The following is a 12,072-nucleotide window of genomic DNA, read 5'->3' as shown; positions in this document are numbered from 1 at the left end:
TGCACTCGACAGGGTGTGGGAGAGTAGGACACTGCCGGAACATCTTTGCGAAAGGCCCTCCAACTTCGGTTGGAGGGCCTTTTTGCGTTCCCAGGGTCGTCGCCTACAGTGCTTGGGTGCGCCTCGTCATTGCTCGTTGCCAGGTCGACTATGTCGGTCGACTGACCGCCCACCTTCCGATGGCTCGTCGGCTGTTGCTGATCAAGGCCGACGGGTCGGTGCTCGTGCACTCCGACGGCGGCTCGTACAAGCCGCTGAACTGGATGAGTCCGCCGTGCTGGCTGGTGGAGCAGGAAGTGCCGGACGCGATGCCCGCCGCCTTGCCCGACGGCGTACGGCCGTTACGGGACGGACAGACTCCGGAGCCGGTGACGGCTGAGGCGCTGTGGGTCGTGACCAACAAGGCCGGCGAGGAATTGCGGATCACCATCGAGGAGATCGAGCACGATTCCTCGCACGAGCTCGGAGTCGACCCCGGCCTGGTGAAGGACGGCGTCGAAGCGCATCTGCAGGAGCTGCTCGCCGAACACGTGACGAAGCTCGGGGAGGGGTACACCCTGGTGCGGCGCGAGTACATGACCGCGATCGGCCCGGTGGATCTGCTGTGCCGCGATGCCGACGGCGCCACCGTGGCGGTGGAGATCAAGCGGCGTGGTGACATCGACGGTGTCGAGCAGCTCACCCGGTATCTCGAACTGCTCAACCTCGACCCGCTGCTGGCCCCGGTGGCCGGGGTGTTCGCGGCACAGCAGATCAAGCCGCAGGCGAAGACGCTGGCCGAGTACCGTGGAATCCGGTGCCTCACGCTCGATTACGACGAGCTACGCGGCACGGAGAGCAACGTTTTCCGCTTGTTCTAGGAGGAGTGTCATGCCGCGACGTAGACCGCGCAGCGGACGTTCTGCGGCGCCTAAGCCGATCGGCGACGTGTACGGCCGCACCGAGGACGGCCCGGGCGACGAAACCTATATCGTGCGAACGGTTCCCGGCGCTCGGGCGGTGAAGCCCTATCGGTGCCCCGGCTGCGACCACGAGATCGCGATCGGTGTCGCCCACATCGTGGCCTGGGCCGTCGAGGGCGGCGAGGACGACCGCAGGCATTGGCACCAGGGTTGCTGGAACGGCAGGCGCACTCGCGGCATCACCCGTCGCTGGTCGTGACCTGAGAGACAGAAAACCGAAGGCCGCCTCGATGATTCGAGGCGGCCTTCGGTTTTCCGGGTGAATGTCGTGACGAGTCCGACAGCTGGTTAGTTGACGTCGGCGCTCTCGCGGTCCTCATCGACGATGTCCTCGTCGGCGACCTCGGGGATGGCCTTGTTCTGACGCGAGCTCGACACCGACTTGTTGCCGTTGTTGCTGATCGACTTGCGCTCCGGCGTGCCGTCGAGCAGTTCGCTCTCGCGGTTGACCGCGGCGAGCATGGCGGGCACGGAATCGAGCTGACCGCGGATACCGAGCAGCTGGGCGAGCACCCGGCCGCGCAGTACGCGCATCTCCTCGGCCAGTTCCTTCGCGTGCGCGATCTTGCGCTCGGAGGTCTGGGTGGCGGAGCTGATCAGGCGGTTCGACTCGTCGGTCGCGTCCTTGATCCGCTGGGCGGCTTCGGCGCGACTGGTGGCCTCGAGCTCCTCCATGGCCCGAGTCAGCTTGGTACGCCGATCGTTCATGGTGGCTTCGAAGTCCTGCTGGGTGGCCTTGCGCTTGGCTTCGGCCTCCTTGCCCAGACGTTCGACATCGGCTTGGGCGGCTTCGATGATCTTGGCCGACTCGGTGCGCGCGTTCGCGAGGGTCTGCTCGAACTCGATCTCGAGCGCCTCGCGCTTCTCCTTGGTCTCCGCGAGCAGCGACTCGTACTTGCCACGCATCTCGGTGGCCTGCTGCTCGGCGATCGACACCATCTCGGCGGCTTCGGCCTGCGCCAGCGCGCGGACCTCGGACGCTTCGTCCGAGGCCAGGCGCAGCATGCGCGAGATGCGGTCGGACATGCCTTCGGCGGTGGTCGGCGGCACGGAAAGCCGGTCGACCTCCTTGCGGAGCTCGTCGATCTCGTCACGTGCATCTTCCAGCTGGCTGGCGAGATTGCGGGCCTGCGCTGCGGCAGCGTCCCGGTCGGTGGCGGTGACGCGGAGCTCAGCGTCGAAGCGGTCGAAGTAGTTGCGCACCTCGTCTTGCGCATAACCCTTGCGCACAACGGTGAAGGGCAGTGCAACGAAGCGATTGCGATCGGACTCAGGTGACGACATGGCACACAAAATACAGCCTCGAGCGAGCCTATGGAGACTCGACCGTGATTGTGATCTCGCCGAGATTTACCGACAGTACCGGCGTACTAGTGCGTAACATCCGGGTTCGGCTCCACGAGCTCGACCAGCACACCGCCAGCATCCTTCGGATGGATGAAATTGATGCGGGAATCGGCGGTCCCGTGTCGAGGGGCTTCGTACAGCAAACGCACTCCGCGCCCGCGCAGGAAACCCGAAACCGCGTCGATATCGGTGACCCGGTAGGCCAGCTGCTGCAGTCCGGGGCCGCTGCGGTCGATGAACTTGGCGATGGTCGACTCCGGGGTGAGCGGGGCCAGCAACTGCAGGGCGGTGGCGCGGTCGGCGGCGGCGGGGCACGACAGCATGGCTTCGACGACGCCCTGGGCCTCGTTCACCTCGCGGTGGGTCTCGACCATGCCGAGGTTGTCGGTGTACCAGGCCACCGCGGTGTCCAGGTCGGGCACGGCGATGCCCACGTGGTCGACGGCGATGACGTAGTCGGCGGGGATGAAGTTCTCATTGGTCACCCCACGAAGCTAGCGCGGACCTGCGTGCCGGGCGCGGGCCGATACCGGTTACCGTGGAGTCCAACTCCTGTACGCGTGCGGTGCTGCTGTGTGCGTCCGCGAGGATCGACTCAATGAATGCGAGGCTTTCGTGACCACTTCTGTCATCGTGTCCGGTGCGCGTACCCCGGTCGGTCGGCTGCTGGGCGGTCTGAAGGGCTTCAAGGCCTCGGATCTGGCCGGTGTCGCGATCAAGGCCGCGCTCGAGAAGGGCGGCGTCGCGCCCGAGCAGGTCGACTACGTGATCCTCGGCCAGGTGCTGCAGGCGGGCGCGGGGCAGCTGCCCGCGCGCCAGGCCGCCATCGCCGGGGGCATCCCGATGGATGTGCCGTCGATCCTGATCAACAAGGTCTGTCTGTCGGGCATCAACGCGATCGCGCTGGCCGATCAGTTGATCCGCGCGGGTGAGCACGAGATCGTGGTGGCCGGCGGCATGGAGTCGATGAGCCAGACCCCGCACCTGCTGCCCAAGAGCCGTGAGGGCTTCAAGTACGGCGACACCACCCTCGTCGACCACATGGCCTACGACGGCCTGCACGACGTGATCACCGACCAGGCCATGGGCCTGCTCACCGACGATCGTAACGACCTGGACAAGGTGAGCCGCGAGGATCAGGACGCGCTGGCCGCGGCCTCGCACCAGCGCGCCGCCGCCGCGTGGAAGAACGGGCTGTTCGAAGACGAGGTCGTGCCGGTCGCCGTGCCGCAGCGCAAGGGTGACCCGGTCTACGTGACCGAGGACGAGGGCATTCGCGCCGACACCACCGTCGAGTCGCTGGGCAAGCTGCGTCCGGCCTTCCGCAAGGACGGCACTGTCACCGCGGGCACCGCCTCGCAGATCTCCGACGGCGCGGCCGCGGTGATCGTGATGAGCAAGACCAAGGCCGAAGAGCTGGGCCTGGAGTGGATCGCCGAGATCGGCGCCGCGGGCCAGGTCGCCGGGCCGGATTCGACCCTGCAGGACCAGCCGGCCAACGCGATCCTCGCCGCGTGCGCGAAGGAGGGCATCACGCCCGCCGATCTGGACCTGATCGAGATCAACGAGGCGTTCGCGGCCGTCGGGGTGTCCTCGACCCGCAAGCTGGGCTACGACCCGGAGAAGGTGAACGTCAACGGTGGCGCCATCGCCATCGGGCACCCGCTCGGCATGTCGGGCGCGCGCATCCTGCTGCACCTGGCGCTGGAGCTGAAGCGTCGCGGTGGTGGCGTCGGTGCCGCCGCGCTGTGTGGCGGTGGCGGCCAGGGCGACGCGCTGATCATCCGCGTTCCCGCCTGATCCTGTTCGACCACGTAAGCCCTGGTATTCCTCGTGAGTACCAGGGCTTTCGCTGTGACCGGTCCAACTACGTGGTGTCGTAGATCATGCGGCACAATGGTGGGCATGGGTTTCTTCGATTTGCGGTCAACGGCCAGCCGGTTCCGGTTCTTCGCGGTGCTCGAGGCGCTGTCCTGGATCGGTCTGCTGACCGGTATGGCGTTCAAGTACCTGCCCGCCGAGGGCAACGAGATCGGCGTGAAGATCTTCGGCCCGGTCCACGGTGGGATCTTCGTGTTGTTCGTGCTGTCCGCGCTGCTGGCCTCGCGTGAGCTGAACTGGAACTGGAAGACCACGGTGCTGGCGCTGGCGTCGAGCATTCCGCCGCTGTTCACCGTGATCTTCGAGGTCTGGGCGGTGCGCACCGGTCAGCTGGGCGAGCTGAGCGCCGACGCGAGCGAGGGCTCCGCGGCTGCCGCCCCGACGGCTTCGTGACAAACTGGAAACCGTGACTCGACCCGCTGCCCGCCGTCCTTCGCCCGCCGCTGCCGCCGCCATGTCCGGCGCGGTGGATCTGTCCGCGCTGAAGCAGCCGCCCGCCGCGCCCGGCGGTGCCGCTGCTGCTGCTCCGGCCTCGGGGAACCACACGGTCACCGAGGCGGATTTCGAAGCCAAGGTGATCCGGCGCTCCACGCAGGTGCCCGTGGTGGTCGTGCTGTTCTCGCAGCGCAGCGCGGGCAGCGTCGAGCTGGTTCGCACGCTCGAACGGTTCAACGCCGAAGACCGCGGCGCCTGGGATCTGGCCGCGATCGAGGCCGAAGCCAATATGAACATCGTCCAGGCGCTGCGTGTGCAGGGCATTCCGACGGTGATCGCGGTGGCGGGTGGGCAGCCGCTGGCCGACTTCGAAGGCGCCCAGCCGGACCCGCAGGTCCGCCAGTGGCTCGATGCGGTGATGGACGCGACCGCGGGCAAGCTCGAGGGCGACCCCGACGCGACCCCCGCCGAACCCGAGGTCGAGGATCCGCGCTTCGTCGACGCCGAGGACAAGCTGTCCGAAGGTGACTTCGCCGGCGCCGAGGCGGCCTACGAGGCGATCATCGCCGAGGAACCCGGCAACGAGGAAGCCAAGGCGGCCCTGCGCCAGCTGCGCTTCCTGACCAGGGCGCAGCAGCTCGATCCGGCGGTGGTGGCCACCGCCGACGCCGACCCGGCGAACCTGGATGCCGCCCTCGACGCCGCCGACGTCGAAATGTTCGAACAGCGCCCCGAGGCGGCCTTCGAACGGATCATCGCGATCGTCAAGCGCACCGCGGGCGACGACCGAACCAAGGCGCGCACCCGCCTGCTCGAACTGTTCGAGCTGTTCGACCCCGCCGAGCCCTTCGTGATCGCGGCCCGCCGCAAGCTCGCCGCCGCCCTGTACTGACACCCACAGCCCAGCCACGTTCGGGTCACCTTCGACCGACCGCCGTGCTCAGATCGCTGCGAAGCCGCCCCGGCCGAACACCGCCGGGGCGGCTTCGCTGCGAGTGAGCGGTGCTACGGTCGAAATATGGCGTCCAAGAACGATATCCAGCATCGGATCGTCACCGCGTTGCAGCGGCGACTGAATCCGATACTGGGCAGACTGCCCGGTCAGCAGTTGCTCGAGACGGTCGGGCGGGTGAGTGGGCAGCCGCGGGTCACCCCGATCGGTGGTCGGCGCGTCGGCGACGAGTTCTGGCTGGTCTCCGAGTTCGGCGATCGCTCGCAGTATGTGCGCAACATCAAAGCCGACAACAAGGTCAGGGTGCGTCTGGGCGGACGCTGGTACCCGGGGACCGCCGTGCTGCTGCCCGGGGACGACGCGCGGGCCAGACTGCGGCAGTTGCCGCGCTACAACAGCACCGCGGTGCGGGCGTTCGGTACGGACCTGCTGACGATTCGGGTCGACCTGGATCGTTAGACCGTCCAGGACAGCCAGAGGGCGCTGTGGGGCGCCATGGTGACGGTGGCCGAGGCGGGGTGACCGTGGCTGGGGGTGTCGACGGCGGTGACGATGCCGAGATTGCCGATGCCGGAGCCCGCGTATTCGTGGGCGTCGGTGTTGAGGATCTCGTGCCAGGGGCCGGGGTGGGGCAGGCCGATGCGGTAGTTCTCGCGGAGGGAACCGGAGAAGTTGAACACGGCCGCCACCGCGCTGCCGTCGGTGCCCCAGCGGAGGAAGGCGAAGACGTTGGCGGTGCTGTCGTCGGCTTCGATCCAGGAGTGGCCGCCGGGGGTGGCGTCCTGGGTCCACAGCGCGGGGTGGGCGGTATAGGTGCGATTGAGATCGGCGACCATTGTTGAAATGCCCTGGTGGAGTGGGTTGTCCAGTTCCTGCCAGTCCAGGCCGCGGTCGTTGTCCCATTCGCGGAACTGGCCGAATTCCTGACCCATGAACAGCAGTTGCTTGCCGGGGTGGGCCCACATGTAGGCGAGCAGGGTGCGCACGCCGCTCGCCTTGGCGAAGTCGTCGCCGGGCATGCGGGTCCACAGGGTGCCTTTGCCGTGCACGACCTCGTCGTGGCTGATCGGCAGGACGTAGTTCTCGCTCCATGCGTAGACCAGCGAGAACGTCATCTCGTTGTGGTGCCAGGAGCGGTGGATCGGGTCGCGACCCAGGTAGCCGAGGGTGTCGTGCATCCAGCCCATGTTCCACTTCATGGTGAAACCGAGGCCGCCGACGTCGGTGCCGCGGGTGACGCCGGGCCAGGTGGTCGACTCCTCGGCGATGGTGACCACGCCGGGATGGGCGCCGTGCACGGTGTCGTTGAGTTCCTGCAGGAAGTCGACCGCTTCCAGATTCTCCCGGCCGCCATAGATGTTGGGCTCCCAGCCGCCGTCGGGGCGGGAGTAGTCCAGGTACAGCATCGAGGCGACGGCGTCGACGCGCAGGCCGTCGATGTGGAATTCGGAGATCCAGAAGGCCGCGTTGGCGACCAGGAAGTTGCGGACCTCGTTGCGCCCGAAGTCGAAAACGTAGGTGCCCCAGTCGAGTTGCTCGCCACGGCGCGGGTCGGGGTGTTCGTAGAGTGGGGTGCCGTCGAAACGGGCAAGTGCCCATTCGTCGCGGGGGAAGTGCGCGGGGACCCAGTCGAGCAGTACCCCGATGCCCGCGTTGTGGAGGTGGTCGACGAAGTAGCGGAAGTCGTCGGGACTGCCGAAACGTGAGGTCGGGGCGTAGTACGAGGTGACCTGGTACCCCCACGAGCCGCCGAAGGGGTGCTCGGCGACCGGCAGCAGCTCCACGTGGGTGAATCCGGTCGCACGGATGTAATCGGCCAGCTGGTGGGCCAATTCGCGGTAGTCGAGGCCGGGTCGCCAGGAACCGAGGTGGATTTCGTAGGCGCTCATGGGGGAGCGGACCGCGTCGGTTTTCGCGCGTCGGTCGAGCCAGGCGCTGTCGGTCCACACGTGGTCGGTGCCGGCCACCACCGAGGCGGTCGCGGGGGAAACCTCGGTCGAAAAGGCAAGGGGGTCCGCGTGATCCACGACGCGGCCGTCGGCGCCGTGGATCCGGTACTTGTACCGCGTGCCCGGCCCGACGCCGGGCACGAACACCTCCCACACACCGGAATTGCCCAGCGCGCGCATCGGGGCCGAGGTGCCGCTCCAGTGGTCGAAATCGCCGAAGACGGTGACGCCGCGGGCATTCGGGGCCCACACCGCGAAGGAAGTGCCGTCGACTTCGCCGTCGAGGGTGGTGTAGTGGCGCGGGTGGGCGCCGAGAACCTCCCAGAGGCGGGTGTGCCTGCCTTCGCCGATGAGATGCAGGTCGAGTTCGCCGACGGTGGGCAGGAAGCGGTAGCCGTCGGCGGAGATCACGGTCTGGCCGCCGGGGTACTCGGCGCGGATGCGGTAGTCGTCGATCTGCGGATACGGCAGGATCGCGTCGAAGATGCCGTGGCCCAACGATTTCAGCCGATGTTCGGACTCCCCGACGAGCACCGTCACAGCGTCGGCGTGGGGGCGCAGGACACGGACCGCGGTGCCGTCGGCGTGGGCGTGCGCGCCGAGGACGGTGTGCGGGTCGGGATGGGTGCCCGCGGCCAGCAGCAGGAGATCGCGGCGCTTCATCACAGTGTCTCGCGGTAGGCCAGCGGTGCGCGGGCCGCGGCCGGGACTGCGGGCAGTGACAGGATGTGCGCGACCGCGCGCGTGGGGTCGAGGCGCACGAAATTCTGCTGGCCCCAGTGGTATTCCTCGCCGCTCACCTCGTCGAAGACCACCGGGTGGTCGTGCCATTCGCGGCCGATGGCGGGGAGATCTAGTGAAATGTGGCCCTGCTCGGCGGCATAGGGGTTGAGGTTCACGATGACCAGCACCGCGTCGCCGGTGGCCGGGTCGACCTTGGAGTAGGCGATCAGCGCGTCGTTGTCGACGTGATGGAAGTGGATGCAGCGCAACTGCTGCAGCGCCGGGTGATTGCGGCGGATCTCGTTCAGGCGGGTGAGCCACGGTTCCAGCGATTCACCGCGTTCGAGGGCGCCGGCGAAATCGCGGGGACGCAGTTCGTACTTCTCCGAATCGAGGTACTCCTCGCTGCCCTCGCGGACCGCCTCGTGTTCGAACAGCTCGAAACCGGAGTACACGCCCCAGGTGGGGGAGAGGGTGGCGGCGAGGGCGGCGCGGACGGCGAACATGCCGGGGCCGCCGTACTGCAGGCTCTCGTGCAGGATGTCGGGGGTGTTCACGAACAGGTTGGGCCTGGCCTCGTCGGCCTTGGCGGCGATCTCGTAGCCGAACTCGGTGAGTTCCCACTTGTGCACGCGCCAGGTGAAATAGGTGTACGACTGGCTGAAGCCACGGCGGGCCAGGCCGTAGAGGCGGGCGGGGCGGGTGAACGCTTCGGACAGGAAGATCACGTCGGGGTCGGTGCGGCGCAGCTCGGTGATCAGCCACTCCCAGAAATCGGCGGGCTTGGTGTGCGGGTTGTCCACGCGGAAGATGGTGACGCCCAGCGAGATCCAGTGCCGGACCACCCGCAGGATCTCGGCGTAGAGACCGTCGGGATCGTTGTCGAAGTTGACCGGGTAGATGTCCTGGTACTTCTTCGGTGGGTTCTCGGCATAGGCGATGGTGCCGTCGGGCAGGGTGGTGAACCACTCCGGGTGGGCGGCGACCCACGGATGGTCGGGGGCGCATTGCAGGGCCAGGTCGATGGCGACGTCCAGACCGAGAGCGGTTGCCTCGGAGACGAATTCGGTGAAGTCGTGCTCGGTGCCCAGTAGCGGGTGCACGGCATCGTGTCCGCCGTCCGCCGAGCCGATGGCCCAGGGGGAGCCCACGTCGCCGGGTTCGGTGGTGAGAGTGTTGTTGCGGCCCTTGCGATTCACCTCGCCGACCGGATGGATCGGCGGGAGGTAGACGACATCGAACCCCATGCCGGCGATGCGGGGGAGTGCGCGGGCCGCCGTGGCGAAGGTGCCGTGGATCGGGGCGCCGTCGGCGTCGCGGCCGCCGGTGGAGCGCGGGAAGAACTCGTACCAGGAGCCGACCAGGGCGCGGCGGCGTTCGACCAGGACCGAGAACTGGGTGCCCCGGGTGACCATCTCGCGCAGCGGGGTGGCGCGCAGGATCTCGGCGACCTCCTCGGAGAACGCGGGCGCGACCCGGGCCGGGAGTTGTTCGTCACCGCGCAGGGCGGTGGCGGCGGCGCGCAGGCGTTCGAACTGCTTCTTCGGGACGGCTTGGGCGGCGCGTTCGAACAGGACGGCGCCGATCTCGAGGTCGTTGGCGAGGTCGGCGGCGGACTGGCCGACCGACAACTTCGCCTCGACCGCGCTTCGCCAGGTGGCGAGGGGGTCGCTCCAGCCTTCGATGCGGTAGGTCCACACGCCGGGGAGGTGGGGGGTGAAGAGGGCGTTGAACACGTCGGGCTGGTAGTCGGGCGTCATCCGGATGCGGGTGATCCGGGATGAGCCGGGGGCGCGGACCGCCAGGGTGGCGGCTACCGCGTCGTGACCCTCGCGCCAGACGACGGCGCGGACAGGGAACACCTCGCCGACTGCGGCTTTGGCCGGGCGGCCGCCGGGAATGGACGGGGCGATGTCATCGATGGCAATCCGGCCGGTCACTCGGCTAACTTACTGCACTTTCGCTGGGTGGGGAGCGTCGGCGGCCGGGGGAGGACGGGGTGTTCAGCGGGTGTCCGCGGCCAGGCCGAGGCCGAGGGCCACCAGGATGGCGGCGAGGGTTCGTTCCATCCGTTGGCGGATTGCCGCGCGGCGCAGCCAGGCGCCCGCTCGGTCGGCGGCCAGCACCACGCCTACGCACCAGGCGCCGTCGACGACGACCTGGATGGTGGCGAGGATGAGGAGGGTGGGGATGACGGGGCCTTCGTCCGGGAGGAACTGGGGCAGGATCGTCATGCCGAAGACGGCGGCCTTCGGGTTGGCGGCGATCGAGATCAGTGAGGCGCGGAAGGCGGCGGCGGGCGAGTTGCCGCCGGGCAGTTTCGCGGTGAGCGCGGCGCCGAACTCGTCGTGGTGGCCGCGGGCGTGGCGCCACGACTGCACGCCGAGCCAGATCAGCACCGCGGCGCCGACGACGTGCATGGTGGTGTTGAGCCAGCGGTTGGCCGCCAGCAGGATCGACAGCCCGGTGCCGCCCGCGAGCGTCCAGCCGAGAATGCCGATCTCGTTGCCCACTACCGCGGCCAGACCGGCCGAGCGCCCGTCGCGTACCGATCGCTGCAGGAACAGCGCCGTCGCGGGTCCGGGAAGCGCGGCCAAGATGATGGCGGCGACCAGGAATTCGGGCAGGACATCGACCCAGTGCGGCATCGGTGCATGGTGACACGGAGTGCCGGGGTATGGCGAACGGATTTCGTGGGGTCAGGCGATGCGCAGGCCCGCGAGGAGGCGATCGAGGGCGGCGATGGTGTCGGTGAGCGCGCCGGGGGCGGTGGTGGTGGCCAGCCACAGCGCGGCTTCGTTCATCGCGCCGGAGAGCAGTTGGGTCAGCGGGGCGATCGGTTGCGGAGCAAGGACACCGGCGTCGACGAGGGTTCGCAGGGCTTCGTCGAGGTGGCGAGCCGAGTTGGCTTCGTCCATGGCCCGCCATTCGTGCCAGCCGAGGACGGCGGGGCCGTCGATCAGCAGGATGCGCTGGACACGGGGGTCGGCGCAGGCTCGCAGGAACGCGGCGCAGCCGGTGGTGAGCTGCGTCCAGGGGTCGGACTCGGTGTCCGCGGCGGCGGCCACCTGCGCGCCCACCTCCTCCTGCACCTGCGTGAGGACCGCACGGAACAGGTCGGCCTTGCTGTCGAAGTGGTGGTACAGCGCGCCCTTGGTGACCCCGGCGGACGTCACGATCTCCGATAGCCCTACTGCGGCATAGCCTTTCGCGGCGAACAGCGCCCTGGTCTCGTGCAGCAGGATGCGCCGCGTCTCCTCGCGTTGCCGCGTCCGTGCCGTCGAGCTCATCGAGTGCCCTCCCATTGACCTACCGATGGTATGTGAACTATCGTACGATACATACCGACGGTATGTGAAAGGTGATCCCATGAAACTCAGCAGCTACTACCCCGTTCTCGCCACCACCCGAATCGCGCAATCGCGCGACTTCTACACGGCCTGGTTCGGCTTCGAGATCGTCTTCGAGGCGGACTGGTACGTCAGCCTGCGGCGGCCGGGTGCCGACGACGAGCCGACCTACGAACTGGCTTTGCTCGACCCCACCCACCCCACGATCCCGGCAGGCTTCGGAAAACCCGTACAGGGTGTTGTGCTGAACTTCGAGGTCGACGATGTCGACGCCGAGTGGGACCGACTCGTGAAAACCGGCGGCCTGCGCGCCGAGCTCGACCTGCGCACCGAAGACTTCGGTCAGCGCCACTTCATCGTCGCCGACCCCGCCGGCGTCCTGATCGATGTGATCACCGAGGTCCCGCCGAGCCCCGAGTTCGCTGCCCGATTCACCTAGACCCCCAGTGCGGGCGCGATCGTTTATTCTTCCG

General features: G+C 68.1%; 13 protein-coding genes. 7 read left to right on the top strand and 6 right to left on the bottom strand.

What is annotated here, in order from left to right; translation table 11 throughout:
• Positions 1-116: 116 nt before the first annotated feature.
• The gene (gene nucS / locus ACWFRF_RS34020; protein WP_379318792.1) at positions 117-860 is read left to right on the top strand and encodes an endonuclease NucS; all 744 of its coding nucleotides are present in this window, start codon (positions 117-119) and stop codon (positions 858-860) included.
• A 10-nt stretch (positions 861-870) separates the two neighbouring features.
• Complete coding sequence (locus ACWFRF_RS34015; RefSeq protein ID WP_452454223.1) at positions 871-1,161, top strand: ATP/GTP-binding protein; 291 nt, start codon at positions 871-873, stop codon at positions 1,159-1,161.
• A gap of 89 nt (positions 1,162-1,250) precedes the next feature.
• On the opposite strand, the gene ACWFRF_RS34010 is transcribed toward ACWFRF_RS34015, so the two are convergent.
• Together ACWFRF_RS34010 and mce are read right to left on the bottom strand one after the other, a co-directional pair.
• Positions 1,251-2,246 (bottom strand): coiled-coil domain-containing protein, encoded by a 996-nt coding sequence (locus ACWFRF_RS34010; protein ID WP_084473310.1) that lies wholly within the window; start codon positions 2,244-2,246, stop codon positions 1,251-1,253.
• Between the two features lie 86 nt (positions 2,247-2,332).
• Complete coding sequence (gene mce, locus ACWFRF_RS34005; RefSeq protein WP_378996681.1) at positions 2,333-2,794, bottom strand: methylmalonyl-CoA epimerase; 462 nt, start codon at positions 2,792-2,794, stop codon at positions 2,333-2,335.
• Positions 2,795-2,924: 130 nt separating this feature from the next.
• On the opposite strand from mce, the gene ACWFRF_RS34000 reads away from it, so the two are divergent.
• From ACWFRF_RS34000 to ACWFRF_RS33985, 4 genes are all read left to right on the top strand, one after another.
• Positions 2,925-4,109, top strand: a complete 1,185-nt coding sequence (locus ACWFRF_RS34000; protein ID WP_378996683.1) for an acetyl-CoA C-acetyltransferase — start codon at positions 2,925-2,927, stop codon at positions 4,107-4,109.
• A 96-nt stretch (positions 4,110-4,205) separates the two neighbouring features.
• Positions 4,206-4,583 carry a DUF3817 domain-containing protein gene (locus tag ACWFRF_RS33995; protein WP_379316173.1) on the top strand — a complete coding sequence of 126 codons (378 nt, stop codon included), beginning with the start codon at positions 4,206-4,208 and terminating at the stop codon, positions 4,581-4,583.
• Between the two features lie 61 nt (positions 4,584-4,644).
• A complete protein-coding gene (locus tag ACWFRF_RS33990; RefSeq protein ID WP_387449147.1) occupies positions 4,645-5,517 on the top strand; it encodes a tetratricopeptide repeat protein in 873 nt (290 codons plus the stop codon).
• A 126-nt stretch (positions 5,518-5,643) separates the two neighbouring features.
• Positions 5,644-6,036 (top strand): nitroreductase/quinone reductase family protein, encoded by a 393-nt coding sequence (locus ACWFRF_RS33985; RefSeq protein WP_378996688.1) that lies wholly within the window; start codon positions 5,644-5,646, stop codon positions 6,034-6,036.
• Here the strand turns inward: ACWFRF_RS33985 and glgB are convergent.
• From glgB to ACWFRF_RS33965, 4 genes are all read right to left on the bottom strand, one after another.
• Positions 6,033-8,189: a 1,4-alpha-glucan branching protein GlgB gene (gene glgB, locus ACWFRF_RS33980; protein ID WP_452454220.1), complete on the bottom strand. Its 2,157-nt coding sequence runs from the start codon at positions 8,187-8,189 to the stop codon at positions 6,033-6,035. The genes ACWFRF_RS33985 and glgB overlap by 4 nt on opposite strands.
• Positions 8,189-10,189, bottom strand: coding sequence for a maltotransferase domain-containing protein (locus tag ACWFRF_RS33975; protein ID WP_452454218.1), 2,001 nt, complete (start codon positions 10,187-10,189; stop codon positions 8,189-8,191). The genes glgB and ACWFRF_RS33975 overlap by 1 nt, the downstream gene beginning before the upstream one ends.
• 63 nt (positions 10,190-10,252) lie before the next feature.
• Positions 10,253-10,897, bottom strand: coding sequence for a LysE family translocator (locus ACWFRF_RS33970; protein WP_452454216.1), 645 nt, complete (start codon positions 10,895-10,897; stop codon positions 10,253-10,255).
• A 51-nt stretch (positions 10,898-10,948) separates the two neighbouring features.
• Positions 10,949-11,539 (bottom strand): TetR/AcrR family transcriptional regulator, encoded by a 591-nt coding sequence (locus ACWFRF_RS33965; protein WP_387449086.1) that lies wholly within the window; start codon positions 11,537-11,539, stop codon positions 10,949-10,951.
• Positions 11,540-11,618: 79 nt separating this feature from the next.
• Here ACWFRF_RS33965 and ACWFRF_RS33960 point away from each other — a divergent pair, with 79 nt between their 5' ends.
• Positions 11,619-12,038, top strand: a complete 420-nt coding sequence (locus tag ACWFRF_RS33960) for a VOC family protein (protein ID WP_379316617.1) — start codon at positions 11,619-11,621, stop codon at positions 12,036-12,038.
• The last annotated feature ends 34 nt before the right edge of the window (positions 12,039-12,072 follow it).

This window comes from Nocardia sp. NPDC055165, assembly GCF_053606985.1.
Note: the sequence above shows the minus strand (reverse complement) of the source record. Positions and strands in the feature narration are given on the sequence as shown.